The 20424-nt window shown below is 60.7% G+C and carries 25 protein-coding genes and 1 other RNA gene; 10 read left to right on the top strand and 16 right to left on the bottom strand.

Going from position 1 to position 20424, the window contains the following annotated elements; translation table 11 throughout:
- Complete coding sequence (locus tag ASD58_RS06785) at positions 1-312, top strand: chaperone modulator CbpM (RefSeq protein ID WP_057260332.1); 312 nt, start codon at positions 1-3, stop codon at positions 310-312.
- Positions 313-324: 12 nt separating this feature from the next.
- Here the strand turns inward: ASD58_RS06785 and ASD58_RS06780 are convergent, their stop codons facing one another.
- Both ASD58_RS06780 and ASD58_RS06775 read right to left on the bottom strand, forming a co-directional pair.
- Positions 325-585, bottom strand: a complete 261-nt coding sequence (locus tag ASD58_RS06780; protein ID WP_057260331.1) for a hypothetical protein — start codon at positions 583-585, stop codon at positions 325-327.
- Positions 586-678: 93 nt separating this feature from the next.
- Positions 679-1596 (bottom strand): LysR family transcriptional regulator, encoded by a 918-nt coding sequence (locus tag ASD58_RS06775; protein WP_057260330.1) that lies wholly within the window; start codon positions 1594-1596, stop codon positions 679-681.
- 100 nt (positions 1597-1696) lie between these two features.
- On the opposite strand from ASD58_RS06775, the gene ASD58_RS06770 reads away from it, so the two are divergent.
- The 4 genes from ASD58_RS06770 (at position 1697) to ASD58_RS31130 (ending at position 5308) form a co-directional block, all read left to right on the top strand.
- Positions 1697-2311 (top strand): FMN-dependent NADH-azoreductase, encoded by a 615-nt coding sequence (locus tag ASD58_RS06770; RefSeq protein WP_057260329.1) that lies wholly within the window; start codon positions 1697-1699, stop codon positions 2309-2311.
- A 201-nt stretch (positions 2312-2512) separates the two neighbouring features.
- Positions 2513-3346 carry a hypothetical protein gene (locus ASD58_RS06765; protein ID WP_057260328.1) on the top strand — a complete coding sequence of 278 codons (834 nt, stop codon included), beginning with the start codon at positions 2513-2515 and terminating at the stop codon, positions 3344-3346.
- Positions 3343-4533 carry a nicotinate phosphoribosyltransferase gene (pncB, locus tag ASD58_RS06760; protein ID WP_057260327.1) on the top strand — a complete coding sequence of 397 codons (1191 nt, stop codon included), beginning with the start codon at positions 3343-3345 and terminating at the stop codon, positions 4531-4533. The genes ASD58_RS06765 and pncB overlap by 4 nt, the downstream gene beginning before the upstream one ends.
- A 118-nt stretch (positions 4534-4651) precedes the next feature.
- Positions 4652-5308, top strand: coding sequence for a hypothetical protein (locus ASD58_RS31130; protein WP_162252992.1), 657 nt, complete (start codon positions 4652-4654; stop codon positions 5306-5308).
- Here the strand turns inward: ASD58_RS31130 and ASD58_RS30430 are convergent.
- From ASD58_RS30430 to ASD58_RS06725, 7 genes are all read right to left on the bottom strand, one after another.
- Positions 5217-5771, bottom strand: coding sequence for a DJ-1/PfpI family protein (locus ASD58_RS30430; RefSeq protein WP_229209917.1), 555 nt, complete (start codon positions 5769-5771; stop codon positions 5217-5219). The two genes, ASD58_RS31130 and ASD58_RS30430, sit on opposite strands and share 92 nt — an antisense overlap.
- 46 nt (positions 5772-5817) lie before the next feature.
- A complete protein-coding gene (locus tag ASD58_RS32090) occupies positions 5818-6117 on the bottom strand; it encodes a hypothetical protein (RefSeq protein ID WP_057260325.1) in 300 nt (99 codons plus the stop codon).
- 56 nt (positions 6118-6173) lie between these two features.
- Complete coding sequence (locus ASD58_RS06745) at positions 6174-6605, bottom strand: DUF4440 domain-containing protein (RefSeq protein WP_057260324.1); 432 nt, start codon at positions 6603-6605, stop codon at positions 6174-6176.
- A complete protein-coding gene (locus ASD58_RS06740) occupies positions 6605-6904 on the bottom strand; it encodes an antibiotic biosynthesis monooxygenase (RefSeq protein WP_057260323.1) in 300 nt (99 codons plus the stop codon). The genes ASD58_RS06745 and ASD58_RS06740 overlap by 1 nt, the downstream gene beginning before the upstream one ends.
- Positions 6905-6952: 48 nt before the next feature.
- On the bottom strand, positions 6953-9040 hold the full coding sequence (locus ASD58_RS06735; protein WP_057260322.1) for a TonB-dependent siderophore receptor: 2088 nt from the start codon (positions 9038-9040) through the stop codon (positions 6953-6955).
- 102 nt (positions 9041-9142) lie between these two features.
- Positions 9143-9421 carry a hypothetical protein gene (locus tag ASD58_RS06730; RefSeq protein ID WP_057260321.1) on the bottom strand — a complete coding sequence of 93 codons (279 nt, stop codon included), beginning with the start codon at positions 9419-9421 and terminating at the stop codon, positions 9143-9145.
- Between the two features lie 58 nt (positions 9422-9479).
- On the bottom strand, positions 9480-10271 hold the full coding sequence (locus tag ASD58_RS06725) for an ABC transporter substrate-binding protein (protein WP_057260320.1): 792 nt from the start codon (positions 10269-10271) through the stop codon (positions 9480-9482).
- Positions 10272-10343: 72 nt separating this feature from the next.
- Here ASD58_RS06725 and ASD58_RS06720 point away from each other — a divergent pair, with 72 nt between their 5' ends.
- On the top strand, positions 10344-10589 hold the full coding sequence (locus tag ASD58_RS06720; RefSeq protein ID WP_200951578.1) for a HigA family addiction module antitoxin: 246 nt from the start codon (positions 10344-10346) through the stop codon (positions 10587-10589).
- A 17-nt stretch (positions 10590-10606) separates the two neighbouring features.
- Here the strand turns inward: ASD58_RS06720 and ASD58_RS06715 are convergent, their stop codons facing one another.
- Positions 10607-10852, bottom strand: a complete 246-nt coding sequence (locus tag ASD58_RS06715; RefSeq protein WP_057260319.1) for a hypothetical protein — start codon at positions 10850-10852, stop codon at positions 10607-10609.
- Between the two features lie 124 nt (positions 10853-10976).
- Positions 10977-11330, bottom strand: coding sequence for a gamma-glutamylcyclotransferase family protein (locus tag ASD58_RS06710; RefSeq protein WP_057260318.1), 354 nt, complete (start codon positions 11328-11330; stop codon positions 10977-10979).
- Positions 11331-11416: 86 nt separating this feature from the next.
- Between ASD58_RS06710 and ASD58_RS06705 the strand changes: the two genes are divergently transcribed.
- Together ASD58_RS06705 and ASD58_RS31125 are read left to right on the top strand one after the other, a co-directional pair.
- Complete coding sequence (locus ASD58_RS06705; protein ID WP_057260317.1) at positions 11417-12556, top strand: S9 family peptidase; 1140 nt, start codon at positions 11417-11419, stop codon at positions 12554-12556.
- Positions 12557-12806: 250 nt separating this feature from the next.
- Positions 12807-12968, top strand: coding sequence for a hypothetical protein (locus ASD58_RS31125; protein ID WP_156401183.1), 162 nt, complete (start codon positions 12807-12809; stop codon positions 12966-12968).
- A gap of 243 nt (positions 12969-13211) precedes the next feature.
- Here ASD58_RS31125 and ssrA read toward each other — a convergent pair.
- From ssrA to ompA, 5 genes are all read right to left on the bottom strand, one after another.
- Positions 13212-13574: a transfer-messenger RNA gene (gene ssrA / locus ASD58_RS30425) on the bottom strand.
- 41 nt (positions 13575-13615) lie between these two features.
- Positions 13616-14590 carry a hypothetical protein gene (locus tag ASD58_RS06700; protein ID WP_057260316.1) on the bottom strand — a complete coding sequence of 325 codons (975 nt, stop codon included), beginning with the start codon at positions 14588-14590 and terminating at the stop codon, positions 13616-13618.
- A gap of 85 nt (positions 14591-14675) precedes the next feature.
- Complete coding sequence (locus tag ASD58_RS06695; RefSeq protein ID WP_057260315.1) at positions 14676-15368, bottom strand: HAD family hydrolase; 693 nt, start codon at positions 15366-15368, stop codon at positions 14676-14678.
- Positions 15369-15414: 46 nt separating this feature from the next.
- Positions 15415-16110 (bottom strand): bifunctional 2-polyprenyl-6-hydroxyphenol methylase/3-demethylubiquinol 3-O-methyltransferase UbiG, encoded by a 696-nt coding sequence (gene ubiG, locus ASD58_RS06690; protein WP_057260314.1) that lies wholly within the window; start codon positions 16108-16110, stop codon positions 15415-15417.
- 79 nt (positions 16111-16189) lie between these two features.
- Positions 16190-16912: an outer membrane protein OmpA gene (gene ompA / locus ASD58_RS06685; protein WP_057260313.1), complete on the bottom strand. Its 723-nt coding sequence runs from the start codon at positions 16910-16912 to the stop codon at positions 16190-16192.
- A 263-nt stretch (positions 16913-17175) separates the two neighbouring features.
- Here ompA and gyrA point away from each other — a divergent pair, with 263 nt between their 5' ends.
- Entirely contained in the window at positions 17176-19797 is a 2622-nt protein-coding gene (gyrA, locus tag ASD58_RS06680) for a DNA gyrase subunit A (RefSeq protein ID WP_057260312.1), read from the top strand.
- A gap of 85 nt (positions 19798-19882) precedes the next feature.
- Complete coding sequence (locus tag ASD58_RS06675; RefSeq protein ID WP_057260311.1) at positions 19883-20416, top strand: DUF2059 domain-containing protein; 534 nt, start codon at positions 19883-19885, stop codon at positions 20414-20416.
- The last annotated feature ends 8 nt before the right edge of the window (positions 20417-20424 follow it).

The raw sequence follows: 20424 nt of genomic DNA, 5'->3' as shown, positions 1-20424 counted from the left end.
ATGCCCAAGGAAGAGATTGTGGAAGGCGTGCCGCTGGAACACCAGGCGCTGACGCTGGATGAACTGGCGCGCGCATGCGCCGTGGAGCCGGAATGGGTGGTGCACCACGTGCAGCGCGGCATCCTGATCGGCCGTGAAGGGGCTAGCATCGAAACCCTGCAATTCACCAGCGTGGACTTGGGGAGGGCGCGTCGCCTGGCCCAGCTTGAGCGGGATTTCGATGCGGACGAAGATTTGGCGGCGCTCGTAGTGGATTTGTGCGACGAAGTGCGCCGCCTGAAATCGCGTCTGCGCGCCGCCGGAATGGCTTAGCCGCCTGGCAGCTTAGCGTTGCTGGTCACGGCCGCCGCGATTGCCGCGGTTGCCGGTGTTGCCTTCTTCCTCATCCAGCAGCTCATCGCGGCCGCCCTGGCGCTGGCCCTGGCCGACGTCGCTCTGCTTGTTGCCGCGCTCCTGGTCCGATTGCTGGTTGCCGCCGGTCAGGTTCTCGCGCTGGCCTTGTTGGCGATTACCGCCACCCTGGCCAGCTTGCCCAGCCTGGTTGCGCCAATCGTCCGATTGCTCACTGTCCTTGCGTGGTGCCATGATCGCTCTCCTTTGTGGTTGAAGCGGAATCCATGCTAGGCCGATGCCGCATTCAAGCCTGTAGGTGCACACGCCGCTGGCCTGTAGGAATGTTTAGAAAGCATCTTGCGGCAACGTATGGTCGAGGTCGATGAATTTTTGCCGCAGCCATTTTCCGGCCGGGCCCAGTTCGTCGTCGCCGCGATGGATCACGAACAGCGGGTACTCCAGCTCACGGCCTTCCTGGGTATGCAGCCGCACCAGGCGTCCCTCCGCCAGGTCGCGCATGACGGTGTGCTCGGGCATATTGCCCCAGCCAAGCCCGCCTACCAGCAGCGCGTGCTTGGAGCCGAGGTCGCCCAGGCGCCAGTCGCGCAGCCCAAGCACGCCGAAATCGCGGCCTTCGGTCAGCGGGCTGCGGTCGGTCACCACCAGTTGCAGGTGTTCGCGCAATATCGAGGTCGGGATCGGCGCCGCTTCGCGCGACAGCGGGTGCAGCGGCGAGCAGACCGGCATCATTTTCACGAAGCCAGCCGCGTGGCGCTCGATAATGACGGGCGCGTTCGCCGCCATGCCGGCCACGCCCAGCTGGCAGCGGCGGTCCGCCACCATCTGCGCCACCGCGCCCAGCGCCTCCGTATGCAAGCGCAGCGAGACTGTCGGGAATTCACGCTGGAAGTGCTCAAGCGCGCGCACCAGCACGCAGGCCGGGAACATCACGTCGACCACGATGCTCAACTCAGCCTCCAGCCCCATGCCGAGCGCCTTGGCGCGCGAACGCATGCCGTCCACGCGGCTAGTCACCGCACGGGCATCGGCCAGCAAGGTCTTGCCGGCTTCGGTCAGGGTCGGCTTGCGCGTACTGCGGTCAAGCAGGGTGAGGTTCAGTTGCTCTTCGAGGTTTGCAATGGTGTAGCTGATGACCGATTGGGTGCGGTGCAGGGCGCGTGCCGCGTGGGCGAAGCCGCCATGGTCAATAACCGCGATGAAGACGCGCAACTGGTCGAGGGTAGGGTGGCCGGGATCTCGCATATCAACAAAATCGATAATTTCTATCGTTATAAAACCTATTTCGTCGATAATAAACCCGTTCTAAGATGGCCGCAATCACCACCTTTCTTGGAGCAAGTACATGGCAAACGTTCTCTACATCAACAGCAGTGTCCGTAGCGCTGGTTCGCTGTCCCGCCAACTGTCGGCCGAATTCATCGCCAAATGGAAAGCTGCCAATCCGGCCGATACCGTGGTCGAGCGCGACCTGGCTGCCAACCCTGTGCCGCACCTGACCGAACAGATGATGGGCGCCTTCTTCACGCCTGCGGAAGCGCGCAATGCCGAACAAGCGCATGTTGTAAAGGTATCGGACACCCTGGTTGACGAGCTGATCGCAGCGGACGTGGTCGTGATCGGCGCCCCAATGTACAACTTCTCCGTGCCATCGTCGCTGAAGGCCTGGATCGACCACGTGGCCCGCGCTGGCCGCACCTTCCAATACACTGCCAACGGCCCGGAAGGCCTGTTGAAGGGCAAGAAAGTCTACGTATTCACCGCCAGCGGCGGCGTCTATAGCGAAGGCGCAGCCGTGGCATATGACCACCTGACCACTTTCCTGCGCACGGTGCTGGGCTTCATCGGCCTGACCGACGTGCAATTCATCCGCGCCGAAGGCGTAGCGATGGGCGAGCAAGCAGTAGCCGACACCCTGGCCAAAGCACAGAAGTCGATCGAACAACTGATCGCAGCGTAATACAGCCCAGCCCGTGTCACACCCTGGGGTCACACCCCAACCGTGACACGGGCTCGACAACTACACGGCTGAGCCTGTGTCACACTTGGGGTGTGACCCCATGGTGTGACACGGGCTCAACCGTTCAGTCCCCCATAGTGGACTTGGCAGCACCGGCCCGCCGCCTGTGCTGCCTTTTTTATCATTTGCTATCATTGCAAAATGAAACTCCACTATCACCTGCTCATTATCGATCCGCAGAATGATTTCTGCGACTTGCCTCCACCTGCCACGCCAGCCTTGCCGGTTCCGGGCGCCCACCAGGACATGCTGCGTCTCGCCAGCCTGATCGAACAGGGCGGCGCCGGTCTCTCGGCCATCACCGTTACGCTCGATTCGCACCACCGCTATGACGTGGCGCACCCGACCTTCTGGCGCGCGGCCGATGGTGCGGCGCCAGGGCCATTCACGCAGATTTCCGCCGTTGACGTGCGCGCTGGCCGGTTTGCGCCGCGCGACGAATCGGCCTTGCCGCGCGTGCTGTCTTATCTCGATTCGCTGGAATCCGCCGGCCGCTATCAATTGATGGTGTGGCCCGTCCACTGCGAAATCGGTAGCTGGGGCCATAACGTGCACGATGCCGTGCGCGCTGCCTACAACGCCTGGGAGGAGGAGCGCCACGCCGTGGTGGCCAAGGTCGGCAAGGGTGCCAATCCCTGGACCGAACACTATTCCGCCGTGATGGCCGAAGTACCCGATCCTGCCGATCCTGCCTCGCAATTGAACCGCGAGCTGATTGCCAGCCTGGCGCTTGCCGACACCATCTACATCACCGGCGAAGCCGGCAGCCATTGCGTGAAGGCGACCACCGAGCATATTGCCGACCATATCGATCCGCGCAAACTGGTGCTGGTCACCGACTGCATGAGCCCCGTGTCCGGCTTTGAAGCCCAATATCTCGAATTCGCGCAAGTCATGCAGCGCCGAGGTGCTCGCCTTGCTACTTCGGCTGAAGTACTGCCGGAATTGCTGGCCAATGCGGAGAACATGCAATGATCCCTGTCGTCCGCAGCCTGCTCGAAACAGACCTGTACAAATTCACCATGTGGCAGGCTTTGCTGCATAGCCATCCAAGCGCGCATGCCGAATATGAATTCGTGTGCCGCAACCAGACTGCCTTCCCCCTGTCGGAGTTGAAGGAAGAAGTCGAGGCCCAGCTTGACCATTTGTGCAGCATGTCCTTCACCGAGGACGAGCTGGATTACCTGCGCTCCCTGCGCTACATCAAGAGCGATTTCGTCGATTTCCTGACGGTGTTCCGCTTCCAGCGCAAATTTATCGAAGTGCGCGCGGAGGGCGATACCCTGGTAATCCATGCCGAAGGCCCGCAGGTGCACATCATGGCGTATGAGATCTTTGTGCTCTATATCGTCAATGAACTGTACTTCCGCCGCGTCGGCACGCCAGCCGCGCTGGATGAGGGCCGCAAGCGCCTCGGCGAAAAGATTGCGCAGTTAAAGGCCTTCGGCACCACGCCGGCGCTGCGTCATCCTTTCGAGTTTTCGGATTTCGGCTTGCGCCGCCGCTTTTCGGCCGCATGGCACGATGAAGTCGTCGAGCGCCTGGCACGCGAGGTGCCGGAATGCTTCAAGGGCACCTCCAACGTCTACATCGCGAAAAATTCTGGTCTGATCCCGATCGGCACCATGGCCCACGAGTACATGCAGTCCTTCCAGGCTTTCGGTGTGCGGCTGCGCGAGTTCCAGAAGGCTTCGCTCGAGGCGTGGGTGCAGGAGTACCGCGGCGACCTCGGTATCGCGCTGACCGACGTGGTGGGCATGGATGCCTTCCTTAACGACTTCGACCTGTACTTCGCCAAGCTGTTCGACGGCCTGCGGCACGATTCGGGCGATCCGATCGTGTGGGGCGAAAAGGCCATCGCGCACTACCAGGCATTGCGCATCGACTCCAACACCAAGCGCCTGGTGTTCTCGGACGGGCTGGACTTCGATACCGCCTTCCGCCTGTATCGCCAGTTTGCCGACCGCATCATGGTGGGCTTCGGCATCGGCACCTGGCTGACCAACGATGTCGGCATCAAGCCGCTGAATATCGTGATGAAGCTGATCCGCCTGAATGGGCAATCGGTCGCCAAGCTGTCCGATTCGCCGGGCAAGACGCTGTGCAAGGACGAGACTTTCCTCGCCTACCTGCGCCAGGTATTCCATCACTCTGTTTCTTAGGGGTTGTCGTTTCATGTTTGTGATTTGGTGGGGAACCAGGAAAGTCGTCAACCGGCAGGGCTATGCGGCAGACTTCTGCCCGATTTGCAGGGAAGTCGCTCCAATGTTGATCTGCAATGTGGAGATGGCAAACCATGTGTATAGCGTGGTGTATGGCAAGGGCGAGACCATCGGCCATTACGCGCAGTGCCAGAACTGCCATTCGGAGCTGCCTGCGAGGCTGAATAAATTCAAGACGCTGGCCGACGGCATCGCACCGCTTGTAACCCTGGTGCGTACAACCAACCCGAGGGTCTACGAGACCGAGAAAGGTAGGCTGGATATTGAGCGCATGATCAAGGAAGGCACGCCTCCATTGCCGCGCGACGTGCGTTTCGAACTCATGCTCGAAAAATTCCACGCGGTCGAACCGGAGATCAGGAACCGCCTGGACACTTCGCGCGTTGACCGGTCATTTATCGTGGCGTTGGCGGCTTACGTCGTGGCAGCCCTTTTTATCCTGCCGCTGCTGATTCGCGATTCGATGCGCTTGGGGCAGGTCCAGGCCTATATGCTGCTCGGGACTTTCTTATTGCTTGGCTATCTCATGCTGACCGCACATGCGCGTTTTCTGAGAGGGAGTATTTATCCCAAGCTGAGCGCGGCATTGCGGCCGCTCAAGCCCGGGCCCAAGGAATTGGACCTCATCCTGCGCATGCTGAAGCAGCGCCGGCTGGTGGCTGGAACCGCGCTGAAGGCCAGGAAGCTGACGGGCTGGCTGGCCCGCACCCGCTAAACCGCCGCCCCTGCAGGCTGGGGATGAAAGCGCAGCCGGTAGTCGCCAGCAGGCGCCGCGCCGCATCGAGCCGCGCGGCTTCGACAAAATCGGCTGGCGTTTCACCTGTCTCGCTCTTGAACGCGCGTGAGAAATTTCGCACGCTCATGCCGGCTTGCGCGGCCAACTGGTCCACGGTCAGGTCTCCTTCCACCGGCGCCAGGTCCATGTCGGCAGTGACGCCGGCCGAGGTATAGAGGTTCCCGCCGCGCAGGTAGGTCTGGTCGTGCTCTACCTGCACCTGCTCGAAGCGCTGCGCCAGCGAGGCTGAAATATTCCAATGGGTGGTGACGCGTCTTCCGTCCAGCAGGCCGGCATGGGCCAGCAGCCAGGCGCTGGAGCACACCGAGCCAAGGCGGCGCACCACGGCTGCTTGCCGCTGCAGCCTTTGCAACAGGCGCGGGTGGCAGGCGACAGCCTGCACCACCGTCGGCCAAGCGCGCGGTGTCAGGCCTGAAGGCTGTATCGAACTAGGCTTCCTGTGCGCCGAAGCGGGACATGATGCGGTCGGCTTGCTCGCGCTGGGCGTCGTCGTCCACATCGACCGACAGCAGGGCTGCAGGGCGGTCCGGCTTGTCGGTGTTGTCGACATCGTCCGGGGTGAGCGAATCCATGATGTTCTGCACGGCCGATGCGGTAGTGTTCAGCGGGCGTGCTTCATGCAGGTTCAGTTGTACGGCCGAATTGGCAAAGCCTTCGGCCAGCAAGGCGCTGCGGGCGCCTTCGGCATCCGCGATCTGGCGGAAATTTCGGTAAATGGTGCTTGGCATAGTAAGTCTCCTGTTTAGCGGGATTGTCGCGTAAGGCGTTGCAATGCGGCGCGCGCTTACTTCGCCTGCGCCTTGCGTGATGACCAGTGCAAGTGCACGATCTGCCAGCCGTCGCCACGCTGCTCCAGCACTGCGGTTTCGAGCCCGAACAGGTGAACCTCGGCTCCCTTGTAGCTGCCGGTGGTTTCCGTTTCGCGCATCACGATGGCGGCGGCGCCGTCGCGGCGTTCTTCGTGCCGCAGCAACCGTGCTTGGGTCGTGCGCAGGAAATCGATATCGCTGTCGAGATGGTGCGCGGCATATTCGTCGCGGCTATTTTCGGTATAGCCGGATTCGAATATCTTTACCTTGGGGCTGAGCAGGGCAAGCGCCGCATCGCGCCTGCCTTCCGCCAGCGCGCGCTGGAAAGCATCCATGGTTTCCGCCGGTGTGGCAGCCAATGCAGGCAGGCTGGCCGTAGCCAGCAGCAGGCAGGCGAGGATTCGCATCAGAATCCGGCGACGACGTTGGCAGTGTGTTCGACGCGCGGGGTGTTGGCGAAGTATTGGCCGACCATGCCGCGCCAGGCCTGGAAGTCTTCGCTGCCGCGGAAATCGACGGTGTGGTTTTCCAGTGTTTCCCACACGATGACCAGCATATAGGTGTTGGCGCGCTCGATCACGCGCTCGAGCCGCATCGACTTGCAGCCTTTGGCGCGCTGGAACAGCGGCACGGCCGTCTGCACCGCCGCCTCAAAATCGGCACCCAGGCCATCCTTGATCTCAAATTCCGCCAGCTCGTAAATCATCGGGACATTCCTTTCGCAAAGTAATGTCCCGATTGTGCCTCAGTTGGATCAGAAGCGGTAGCGGGCCGTGACGCGGAAATTGCGCGGAGCGCCCGGCAGGTTAAGCAGCTTGCTTGACCCGTGGCCTGAAACGATGTATTCGCGGTCGAACAGGTTGTTCACGTTAAGCTGCACATCGAAGGACGCGGTGCGGTAAGCCACCATGGCATCGACCACGGTGTAGCCAGGCAGGGTGGTGGTGTTGCCCGGGTTGGCAAAGCGGTCGCCCTGGTAGTTCACGCCGGCGCCGGTGAACCAGCCGCCGCCCAGTGCCTTGTTCAGCCACAGGTTGGCGCTGTGCTTGGGCGTCAGCGTTGGCTGCTTGCCTTGCACGTTCTGGCCGTCGTCGCGCGCGATGGACTTGATGATTTCGGCATCCAGCAGCGCCAGGCCGGAAGCGACTTGCCAGCCGTGGCCCAGGTCTCCGGTAAAGGTCAGCTCCAGGCCGTCCGTGCGCTGTGTGCCAACCGGCATGACGACGAGGGTGATTGGGTCGGTGGCCTTGATCCCGGTGCGCTGCAGGCGGAACAGCGACACGCCAACGGTGGCCTGGCTATCGAACAGGTCGATTTTCGCGCCTACTTCCTTGTTGGTGGTTTGTTCCGGCTCGATGGCGGCATTGTTGGCGGCCAGTGCGAAGGTCTCACCCGAAGGCTGGAAGGACTTGCTGAACGAAGCGTAGTAGGAAACAGTACCGCTTGGCTGGTACACGATGCCGGCACGCGGGCTCCAGGCACGGTCGGTACGTTCCAGGTTCTTCTGGCCAGCGCGGCGCTCATGGGTCTCCTGGCTGAAGTCATCGTAACGCACGCCGGCCAGCAGCTTCCATTGCGGCGTCAGCGTTGCCAGGTCCTGGACGTAGACGCTCTTGTTCTTCATGATGCCAAGATTGTCGGTGCCTGGTGCCACATTGGCTTCCAGTTGCAGTACTGGCAGCACGGGCTTGAACAGGTTGACCGTAGCCACATTGGTTTTCGAGCGGTTGACCTGGTCCTTGTCCTGCTTGCCGATCTCAATGCCATACAGCAGTTGGTGCTGCATGCCGAAGAATTCCGCGTGCTGGGTCAATTCGGTCTGGTTGAAGTAGCCATCTTCTTCGCGGCGCACATTGCCATGGGTGAGGGAGGCGGTCTGCGCCGCCTCGTTGACGCTGCCAACCAGGGTGTTGTTGCGGTTCAGCGAGTAGTCGTAGCGGCGGAACGCGTTGCGCAGAGACCAGTTGGCGTTGATGCGGTGATCCAGCACCACGGCCAGCGATTTCACGCGCGCCTGGCTGAAGTCCACGTCGCGCGCATTGGCGGCACCGTAGTAGGTGCCTGGCTCAACGTCGACCGGTAGGCCTTTGTAGGAAGGGATGCCGAAGTCGGTCAGGCGGCGGTCGGACAGGTATTCGCCCTGCACCAGCAGGGAAGTATCGGCACTGAGCTTCCACAGCAGCGAAGGCGACAGCGCCTCGCGCTTGAGGAATTGCTGGTCGCGGTAGCTGTCGGAATCTTCCTTGGCGCCAGTGACGCGGAAGGCCACGCCGCTATCCTTCAGGTTGCGCGCCACGTCGAATTCGCCGCGCTTCTTGCTCCAGCTGCCGAAGGTCACGCTGGCTTCCATGCGGTCGATGCCTGGCTTTTTGGTGATGCGGTTGATCATGCCGCCCGAAGAACCGCGGCCATACAGCACCGAGGCCGGGCCCTTGATGACTTCGATCTGCTCGATGTTGGACAGGTCGCGGAAATACAGTGCGTCGTCGCGCATGCCATCGATGAACTGGTCGGCGATCGCGGTGAAGCCGCGGATGGTCACCTGGTCGCGCTGGCCGTCGCCATGCGACAGGCCGACACCCGGAATGCCCTTCATCACATCTTCCATCGAGCTTGCGCCCTGGTCGCGCAACAGCTCCTGCGGCACCACATTCACGGTTTGCGGAATGTCGCGCAGCGGCGCATCGATCTTGGTGGCGCTGGTTGCGCTGCTCGGGTTGTAAGCGGCTTCGCGGGCGGCGGTGACGGTTACGGAGGGGAGGGTGGCTTCTTCGGCGAGGGCTGCGAAGTGCGGCAATGCCAGCGCAATGGCAAGCGCCAGCGGGGATTTGTTGAACGACATGCTATTTCCTAAGTGGCTTCGTAATGAGAATTGTTATCATTCGCATTATGCGCCACCCAGGAAATTTGTTCAACGGTAAAACTTGTACTGGATCAAGAACTATTAACGTTCGCTGCGCCGGACGGTATCGGGGCCCGAATCGCGCTGCTCGCCCTGGCGGTACTGGGTGCCCGTCTGGAAACCGTGCTCGCGTTTCTCCTCATCGACACAGCCCGACAGCAGGTCGTCGGTGCGGCCGGCCGATTCGGCTGATTGCTGGTTGCCTTCCTGTGATTGGGAGAGGTTGCGGCGGCCGGTGCAGCCGGCGCCCATGGTCGCGATGCTGCTGGTGCCATCGTGGGTTTGTTGCTCCAGGCTGCGTCCCTTGTTGAGTGTGGACATGATTGCCTCCTTGTAGCTACGGCCAATAGTCCATTGTAGGCCGGTAGGGAGGAATATCCTAATTCTCGGTGTACTTGCGGAGCAGCATATTGAGGCGCTTGTTCCCTGCGCTGCCGACCCAGTTCCAGGCGGTATCGACCTCGTGGCGGTGTGCCTCGTAATAGGCCGGATTGGTGGCAACCCAGAGATAGGATTTCAGTACCGGTTTTTCCAGCCGCACCAGTTGGCCCTTGTAATGGTCGGCCACGTATTTGTCCAGGTCGGAGGCGGCGATCATCGGCACGATGAAGGCATCCACGCGGCCGAGCATGAGTTTGTCGAAATTGCTCGGCACGGCTGACGCACCCTGGTCGAGAATGGCGCCGGCCTTTTCCAGAAGCCCGCTGTAGGTGGCGCCATACATCACGCCGATCCGTTTGCCGCGCACCATTTCCAGTGGATCGAGATCGCGCGCGTAGCCGTCTTTGGCACGCACAAAGGCAGCTACGAAAAGGGTTGCCGCGCGCTTGGTATCCGGCTTGCCCTGCGCGTCGCGCGGGATCACGATGCCGGGCTGTCCATCGGCTGTGATATCGACGGGAATAAAGTCCACCGTTCCGCCGGCCAGCGCACTGCGCAGGCGCATCACCGGTAGCCGCACCAGTTCGATCGCGCAGCCGCCGCTGGCAGCAAATTCGCGGATCCATTCCACGCTGGCGCCGGCCGGCTCGGGCACGGTCGCGCCATTTCCCAGCCAATATGGCGGGCGGTGCTGGTCGGGGTAGGCGAAGCGGATCGTGCCGCAGGCGGCATGCACATTGTGGGCAGCGAGCGCGAGGAGGGCGGTCGCAGTGAAAGCTTTCCATTTCATACTGTCGCTATTCTAAGCCAACAGTATTGCCTGTGGCTGCACAGTAGTAGAATCGAAGGGAAGGAGGCGACTATGGAAACCACAATGCGCCCGATCCATCCGGGCGAAGCCTTGCTGGAAGAATTCATGGACCCCATGGGGCTGACCACAAGCACGCTGGCTGGCGTGCTGCACCTGGAACCCGGATACCTGATTGGCATCGTGCGGCAGGAGCGCAGTATTTCGCCGGCCACCGCCCAGCAGCTCGCCAGCTATTTCGATACCACGCCGGAATTCTGGCTCAACCGCAGTCCAGCTACGACAGCCGCAGGGCCCTGATGAAGGGGCGGCGCGCGCTAAAACGCACGCTGCATTGAATCGCTGCGGCGGTCGCTCGAGTGCCAGGGCAGGGAGGCGACTGAGCGCACCTGCGTCGGGAAGCGCTCGGCGAAGGAGCGGATCAGCATGTGCTCCACGCCGCAAATGGCGAGATAGGTATAGGCAGCGCCCTGGTCAAAAGCCAGGGCTGTGCGTACCGCCATGTCGAAGCGCTCGGCGGTACCGCTGTCGTGACGCAGCTCCTTGTGACTTCGTTGATCCACGCTGCCTCCTTGAGCCAGCGTACAGGCTACGCCGCGCGGAGGCGAGTGGTCTGTGCGTCAGTCCACATCCAGGAATACGCGCGAGTTAACAGGCTCGATGGAGCTTGCTCAATGAGCGACAGCTTCAGTCCGGATCGCGGGCGTCCACATAAGCCCACGCAACAGTTCCGGATGCCAGCGTGATGCTATGCCGCTTGTAGGCAGCCACCTCATACTGGTCCGCTTGCTGCAATTCCGCTGGCGTGACCAGAAGCACCGAGCCAATGACGGCGTCTGTCCCGCTGCCGCTGCGCGAAATGATCGGATGATGCGTTTTGCCGCTCGTCGCAACCACTTTGGGATCATCGATCTCGAGCAGCCCAAGCTTATAACCATTCAACTGGTCTGCCATGCCTTCGAGCTTGCGCCCAAACGTTGCAAGCTGCACGTCTTCCTGCTGCAGCGTCCCGTAAGAAAACAGTTTCTCGAATTTCTCCACCCCGTCCTCCCATACGATCAGTTAATTGTTTTAATGATAATGTATCTCAGCTGTCCACCATTCAAACACCAATTCCGGAGCAGAGAATGCGACAAATCATCCAACCTCGTTTTTTCCTGTGTCTGTTCAGCGGCCTGCTGCTGGCCGCAACTACAGGCGCCGCCGCAGCAGATCCATGCCGCAAGATCAGCACAGATGCCGAGCTATCCAGCTATACCCAAACACAAGGAACCCAGGCCACGGTTGCCAGGGATATCTGCTACGCCGAAGGCACGGCGTGGGATGAGAAGTCGCCAGCCGGTGCTTACGACGTTACGCTGGACCAGCGCTTCGACTTCTACCGCCCCGCAGCGCTGCCAGCATCGCAAAGGCTGCCCTTAATCATCTGGGCACATCCGAACGGCGCCACCGATAACTTGCCCCAGCAGGGCGAGCTCTATCCGAAACTGGTAACGCCGGCGCTGGCGCTGGGCTTCGCGTTCATGTCGATCGAATTCCGCCACCCGGTGGCGAGCCAGCGCTATGGCCAGCCACCCAATCTCGACATCCCGAATACGGACATCGCCCGCGCCGTGCAATGGGCGCGCCACAGGTCCGGCATGCTCGGTATAGACGGCAGCAATATTTTCATCGTCGGGCAATCGCGCGGCACGCTCGGCCTGATGAATGCCTTGTTGAAGAACCTGGCCGATGACCAGAGCCCGTTCCCATACCAGACCAAATCCTCGCGCGTAAGGGCGGTGTACGCAGTGCAAGCGCAAACCACGTATGAAAAAGAGCAGGTCAAGCAGACCTTCATTCACCCCGACAGCTGGACCGCTTTTGATGCGCTCTATGCGGACTTCCATCAGCCAGGCAGCGCGATCAACGAAATCACCACCGACGATCCGCCCGTCGCGATGCGCTATGAGCGGATGCCGACTGACCAATCGCTGCAAACAGTCGTTCCGCTGCATTTGCCGGCGCAAAACGGCAGCTGCGCTTATCCGGAAGGATGCTTCGACTTCCACCACCCGAACTTCGGCTTGAAACTGCACCTGATGTTCAAAGCGCTCACTCCAAGCCAGCCAGCTTCGAAGTTCGACATTGCGTACAACGTGCCGACGCAGTACCTCTACGTTGACCAAGCCACCAACCGGCCCTATGCCTGCTTCTTCGCGAGAAACATGACACCGGAAGGGCGCGCGAATCTAAGTGCCTATGCAGTTGAGGCGTGCGGGCTGTAATTCGAAAACTGCGGGGGAAAACGACAAGCCGCCCCATATTTGAGAGGGAAAACGACAATTTTGAGCTCGCGAGCGTGAAAATGTGAAGGAAAACGACAAACTCGATGCTGGCTCTGACTCAAATTATGAGAGGGAAAACGACATTTCCGGCATTTCTGCGAGTGAAAACGACATTGTTCCATCCGCAGTACATTGACTGCGTCTAACCCGCGATAACGATCCGGTCGACTTTGTACGGTGCCTCGCCAAGATGGCCCGCTGGTGCGCGCAGTTCGACTACGCGAACCTGGACGCGTTGATTGAGCAGTTGAAGAAAACGAATGCGCTGGAAGAATCACCGGTTCAGTTCATTCTGTTGAATCTCGACGGCGGCCACGATCTGCAGGCGAATGCCAATGTGGTGACTCATTAAAGCTGAGCTTGCCGTGAGCCGCTGACGCGGCGCGAAATCGCGATGCGATTTCGAGAATGGGCGAATCGAAGAGACGTCCGCTTGCAAGCGGACGTCGTTCCGCGCGCGGCTCGCATGCGAGCCGAAACCCGCACTCCACCCCGCGCCAGTACCGGACGCGGATTCGGTTCCCGCCAACTCTGCGCTAACGAACAAAGAAAAAGGGCCCCAAGCTTGCGCTTGGAGCCCATTTTCTTTGTTCGGTGGTGGAGACGGCGGGAATCGAACCCGCGTCCGCAAGCACTCTACAGACAGTTCTACATACTTAGCACTGCCATTTAATTTAACCCCTACGACGCGGACGTGCACGCTTCGTAAAGGCGATTCACCTTAGATTTAGAGCTACTCGAAGTGAACCCTCGTAGCTCGATCCCTTATAAATGACCCAACACGACCTTGCGGTCACACCCTAAGGGCGAGGTGTTGTCGGGCAGGTCAGCGATTAAGCTGCCAGTGCGTACGAGTTATCGTTTGCAGTTAGTTTGTTTCTGGGTGTATTTACGAGGTAACCAGCCCTCGGTATGCCCTGTTCTGCTTTGCAACCCACGTCGAAACCAGGTCGTCCCCACAGAAGGAAGTTGTATTCTACCTCAATCTTTTGCGCCGCGTCACTCTTCGAGCGAAACCAGCGGGCGGGCGTCGTCGGCAAGGCGGGTCGAACGGATTTCGCCGCCGGGGCCAAAGGTGAATTCGACCAGGTGGCGGCGCGATACCGGCACGTGGGCGGACTTGAGGTCGTGGAAGCTGTCGGCCTCCTTGAAGCCGAGGTCTACCGTCAGGCTGTCAAGCTGGTAGGTCTCGACCAGTTGCGCTACGCGGTCGCGCCGGTTGTTGTTTTCGATGGTGCCGTGGTGGGCCGGTTTTTCACCTTCGAAGTAGCGGATCAGGGCGCCTTCCATGACTTCCACATGTGAGCGGGTGGAGGCTTCGCCAAGCGGGTCCTGCACGGCGGTTTCGACTTTCACATCCATGCGCTTGACCAGCAGGAAGGTGTCCAGCGTGCCGTCGTTTTCTTCCATGATGCGGTTGACGGCGGGGAAGCGGCCCTTGGCCAGGCGGGACTGCGGGTCGCGCGTGATACCGACGTACTCGACCGTGCTTTCGTACTTCAGGTCGTTGGGGAATTTCTGCAACAGGTCGTGCGCGGAATAGCATTCCGTCAGCGCGCCCCAATTCAGCGTGATGTATTTATCGTGCAGGGTGACGATCGGTTTTTTGAAGGTCGCTTCGAACGGCACTTCCAGTTCGAGCGTGATCGATTCCTTGCGATTGTCGGTGCCGGCCAGCAGCGGCACGGTCAGCTTCAGGCCGAAGAAGCCCCAGCTCGTGCCTTTCTTGATGTCGAAGCGCAGGCGCTGGCGGGAAATGACGAAGAAAAGGAGCTGCTTTTCCATGGTCGCGTCGAGCGCGAACTGCATGCGGCGCTGGTAGCGTCCAATCGGGTCACGGAAGTCGGGTACCAGCGGGTCGTTGACCAGCAGGTCGTACCAGTAGAAGCGGCTCTCGGCAACGGAGGCATCCCAGACCTGCGGTGCACTGCTACGCGGTGGGAGCGTCGCCTCGATGTTGTCGTCCCCGTCCATAAAGTCTCCGGCTACCTTTTCTCTGTAATCGCTACTGACTATAGTATAGAAACTTATTGCTGTTGGGCAAGTTATAACGTAGTTTCTAGGCCGCCAACGGTGTCGGGGACGGTACAGTTGCACGAATCAGGGCCAGCAGGTCGGCAGGGGATGCCAACAGGTGGTCGGCGCCCCAGGCTGCAGGTTCGACCGGTCCGCAATAACCCCACTGGCAGGCCACGGTGCGCATGCCGGCGGCATGGCCGGCCAGGATGTCGCGCAGGTCGTCGCCGACGTACCAGCATTCTTCCGGCGCCAGGCCGAGGCGGGCTGCCGCTTCCAGCAACGGGGCCGGGTGGGGTTTGGCGTGTGGAGTGGTGTCGCCCGAAACCACGCAGCTGGCCAGCGCCAGGCCGATTTGCGGCACCAATGGGTCGGTGAAGCGGGCTGGCTTGTTGGTGACGATGCCCCAGCGCAGACCGGCTTCTGCAATGCCGGACAGCAGTTCGCCGATGCCGTCGAACAGGGTGCTGTGCACCGCCATCGCCGCTTCATAGTTGGTGAAAAAGCCATCGCGCAGTTCTTCAAAGCCTTCATCCTGCGGCATCAGGCCGAAGGACACGCCAATCATGCCGCGCGCGCCGTGCGATGCCTGCGGGCGCAGCACCTCGTATGGCGTCGGCTCCAGCCCGCGCACGGTGCGCAGCAGGTTGATCGCGGCGGCCAGGTCTGGTGCGGTGTCGGCCAGGGTGCCATCCAGGTCGAACAGGATGGCGCGCGGGGCTGGGAACAGGCTCATGGTAGGGAACGGCTTTCGAAGCAGGCGGCGCGCAGGCCGCCTGGCTTTATTCAGGGCGGGTGCACGCCACCAGGTAATTAACGCTGGTGTCGTTGTTCAAGGAGTAGACCTTGGTGAGCGGATTGTAGCCCATGCCCTTCAATGCATCCACTTGCAGACCAGCAGTGCGCACATATTGCGACAGTTCGGCTGGAGTGATGAATTTTTCATAATCATGCGTGCCTTTGGGGAGCATGCGCAGCAGGTATTCGGCGCCGATCACCGCGAACAGGTAAGCCTTCGGGTTACGGTTCAGGGTGGAGAAAAACACATGGCCGCCCGGTTTTACCAGGGTGGCTGCCGCGCGCACGATGGCGCCTGGGTCCGGTACGTGTTCCAGCATTTCCATGCAGGTGACCACGTCGTACTGGCCGGCTTCCTGCGCTGCCATTTCTTCGGCGGCGATCAGCTTGTAGCGCACCGGCACGCCGGATTCCAGGCTATGCAGGTCGGCCACTTTCAGGGCTTTTTCGGACAGGTCGATGCCGGTGATCTTGGCGCCTTTGCGTGCCATGGATTCCGACAGGATGCCCCCGCCGCAGCCAATATCGATCACGTTCTTCCCGGCTAGCGGGGCGCGGGCATTGATCCATTCCAGGCGCAGTGGATTGATCTCGTGCAGAGGTTTGAATTCGGACGTGGGATCCCACCAGTGATGGGCCAGTTCGCTGAATTTTTGCAGTTCTAATGGGTCGGCATTCATAGGCGGGATGATAGCAGAGGGGCGAACAAAAAAAAGCCCCGCTCAGGGCGGGGCTGCAATAGCGCGTATGCGCCGGGAATTACTTCTTGGTGCCAACAACCTCGATTTCCACGCGGCGGTTCTGGGCGCGGCCTTCAGCGGTCTTGTTGTCCGCGATTGGCTGCTTCTCGCCCTTGCCTTCGGTGTACACGCGGTTGGCTTCCACGCCTTTGCTCAGCAGGTAGGCTTTCACGGCTTCAGCGCGGCGCAGCGACAGTTTGTCGTTGTACTGGTCGGTGCCCATGGAGTCGGTGTGGCCGACGCCGATGATCACTTCCAGGTTGATGCCGTTCAGCTTGGTAACCATGTCGTCCAGCTTCTCTTTGGCTTCCGGCTTCAGCACGGCCTTGTCGTAGTCGAAGAAGGCGTCGGCGGCGAAGGAAACTTTTTCAGCGGTCGGTACTGCGGTCGGTGCAGGTGCTGGGGTAGTTGGCACGGCAACTGGCGGCTGTGCCGGCGCTTCAGGTGGTGGTGGCGGCAGCACGCACTTGCCATCCTTCAGCTCTTCCGGCGGGGTGCAGATCGGCAGGTCGCAACCTGGCACGGCATCGGCCGGGGTCCAGTAGCCGGTGCGCCAGCACAGGCCGAATGGATTGCGGGCGATGATGCCACGGGCATCCTGCACATAGGCACTCTTGGGCGTCGCGGCCTTGATGTCCTGGGTCACTGGTGCGAACGGAGGAGCGGTCGGCTTGTCTTGGGCTAGCACAGGGCCGGCCAGAACGGAAGACGCTGCAAACACGGTGGCGAGGATTTTCTTCATATTGGTCTTTTCCTTAATCGGGGTGTAACGCTGATAAAACTATCTATTTCATTAGTTTCTCGACCATTTTGCCATATTTCGCAAAACTGCATCAAAAGTCGGGGAAAAGGCCAGTTTCGCGCATTTGACCAAAATGTTGTTTTGTTGCAACGCAGCGGTCATAATAAGGTGCTTTTGTGTCAACCCGATGACTTTCTCCAAGGCCACCGGGCGCCATGCTAAAATCGCAGGCTTGTACGCCTAGACAAAAGATCGACCCGCCAATGGATCAATTCGCAAAAGAAACAATCCCAATTTCCCTCGAAGAAGAGATGCGCAAGAGCTACCTCGATTACGCCATGAGCGTGATCGTTGGCCGAGCTCTGCCGGACGCTCGCGACGGCCTGAAGCCCGTACACCGCCGCGTCCTGTTCGGGATGCACGAACTGAACAACGTGTGGAACCGCCCTTACGTGAAATGCGCCCGCGTCGTGGGTGAAGTCATGGGTAAGTACCACCCGCACGGCGACGCGTCGATTTACGACACGCTGGTGCGTATGGCGCAGGACTTCTCCCTGCGCTACATGCTGGTCGACGGCCAGGGTAACTTCGGTTCCATCGACGGCGACAACGCCGCGGCGATGCGTTACACCGAGTGCCGCCTGGACAAGATTTCCGCAGAACTGCTGGCCGATATCGACAAGGAAACCGTCGATTTCGCACCCAACTACGACGGCAAGGAAAAAGAGCCTACCGTCCTGCCGACCAAGATTCCTAACCTGCTGATCAACGGTTCGTCCGGTATCGCAGTGGGTATGGCCACCAACATCCCGCCGCACAACCTGACGGAAGTGATCAACGGCGCGCTGCACGTACTGAACAACCCGGATTGCACGATCGATGAACTGATCGAACTGATCCCGGCGCCGGACTTCCCGACCGGCGGCACGATTTATGGCGTGTCCGGCGTGCGCGATGGTTACCGCACCGGCCGTGGCCGTGTCGTCATGCGCGCCAAGACCCACTTTGAGGAATACGGCAAGGAAGGCGGCCGCACCGCGATCATCGTGGACGAGCTGCCATACCAGGTCAACAAGAAGTCCCTGCTGGAGCGTATCGCCGAAAACGTGCGCGACAAGAAGCTGGAAGGCATTTCCGATATCCGCGACGAGTCCGACAAGTCGGGCATGCGCGTGGTGATCGAGCTGAAACGCGGCGAAGTGCCGGAAGTGGTGCTGAACAACCTGTACAAGCAGACCCAGTTGCAGGACACCTTCGGCATGAACATGGTAGCCCTGGTGGACGGTCAGCCGAAGCTGATGAACCTGAAGGACCTGCTGGCTACCTTCCTGTCGCACCGCCGCGAAGTCGTTACCCGCCGTACCGTGTACGAACTGCGCAAGGCGCGTGAACGCGGCCACGTGCTGGAAGGCCTGGCGGTTGCACTGGCGAACATCGACGATTTCATCGCAATCATCAAGGCTGCGCCTACGCCGCCGATCGCGAAACAGGAACTGATGGCGCGCGGCTGGGATTCCTCCATCGTGCGCGAAATGCTGAAGCGCACCGGTGAAGAAGGCCAGGGCGGTATCGAAGCCTTCCGTCCTGAGCACCTGCCGAAGCACTACGGTCTGCAATCGGATGGCCTGTACAAGCTGTCCGACGAACAGGCTGGCGAAATCCTGCAAATGCGCCTGCAGCGCCTGACCGGCCTGGAACAGGACAAGATTGTTAACGAATACAAGGACGTGATGTCCTTGATCGCCGACCTGCTGGACATCCTGTCCAAGCCGGCCCGCGTGACCGCCATCATCACCGAGGAACTGAATGCCTCGATGCTGGAATTCGGCGACAAGGATCCGCGCCGCTCGAATATCGAGAACAATGCGACCGACCTCGAAACCGAGGACCTGATCACCCCGCAGGACATGGTGGTGACCCTGTCGCACATGGGCTATATGAAGGCCCAGCCGCTGTCCGAATACCGCGCCCAGAAGCGCGGCGGCCGCGGCAAGCAGGCAGCGGCAACCAAGGATGAAGACTGGATCGACCAGCTGTTCATCGCCAACACCCACGATTACATCCTGTGCTTCTCCAACCGCGGCCGCATGTACTGGCTGAAGGTGTGGGAAGTGCCGCAAGGCTCGCGTACTTCGCGCGGCAAGCCGATCGTGAATATGTTCCCGCTGCAGGACAACGAGAAGATCACCGTGGTGCTGCCGCTGTCGGGCGAAAACCGCACTTTCCCGGAAGATCACTACGTCTTCATGTCGACCAGCCTGGGTACTGTGAAGAAGACCCCGCTGAAGGACTTCAGCAACCCGCGTAAGGCCGGCATTATTGCGGTCGACCTGGATGACGGCGACTTCCTGATCGGTGCCGCGCTGACCGACGGCAAGCACGACGTGATGCTGTTCTCCGACGCCGGCAAGGCAGTGCGCTTCGACGAAAACGATGTGCGTCCGATGGGCCGTACCGCGCGCGGTGTGCGCGGCATGAACCTGGAAGACGGCCAGAACGTGATCGCGCTGCTGGTAGCGGAGAACGAGCAGCAGTCGGTGCTGACCGCCACCGAGAATGGCTTCGGCAAGCGTACCCCGATCACCGAGTACACCCGTCACGGCCGCGGCACCAAGGGCATGATCGCGATCCAGACCTCCGAGCGTAACGGCAAGGTGGTGGCAGCGACCCTGGTGCAGGCAAGCGACGAAATCATGCTGATCACCACCGGCGGTGTGCTGATCCGCACCCGCGTATCGGAGATCCGCGAGATGGGCCGGGCCACCCAGGGCGTGACCCTGATTGCGGTGGAGGACGGCACCAAGCTCTCGGGCTTGCAACGCATCGTCGAAGCAGACGCGGACGAGCCGGAAGCGGAAGCTGAAGGCGGCGAAGCAGCCGAATAAGGCTGACCCGCAACGGGCCCCGTCTGAGACATCAGGCCGGGCCCGTTAGTTTTTTCAACGACCAAATTCGGAAAACGAATAAGCAATGAAGAAAATCGTCCTGGCCCTGATCGCTTCCTTCACCCTGGCCCAGGGGGCGTTTGCCGCTGACCCGGTCCCAGCCCCGGCGCCGGCCAACGCGGCCGCCGTGCGCGACCTGCTGGATGCGATGAATTACCGCAGCATGTGGAAAGCATCGATGGACCAGATGTCCAGGACCATGCCCAACATCATGCGCCAGCAGATCGAAGCTTCGATCAAGGCCGACACCAGCCTGAACGACGCCCAGCGCCATGAAATGCTCCTGAAGATGGAAGCCGAGCTGCCGAAAATGGCGGAAGTGGTGAGCGGCGTCCTGAGCGATCCTGGCCTGATGGCTGACATGGAAAGCGAAATGATCGCACTGTACTCGCGCCATTTCACCGCCGATGAACTGAAGCAGATCGCGGCTTACTACCGCACGCCGGTCGGCATGAAGAGCATGCAGTTGATGCCGCAGGTGATGGCGGAGTCGATGGCCATTGGCCAGCGCCTGACCATGCCGCGGATTCAGAAAGCAATGGAGCAGTTCCGTAAATAATAAGGAGC

Origin of the sequence: Duganella sp. Root1480D1 (assembly GCF_001427305.1) — a bacterium.
Taxonomy (GTDB): domain Bacteria; phylum Pseudomonadota; class Gammaproteobacteria; order Burkholderiales; family Burkholderiaceae_D; genus Rugamonas.
Note: the sequence above shows the minus strand (reverse complement) of the source record. Positions and strands in the feature narration are given on the sequence as shown.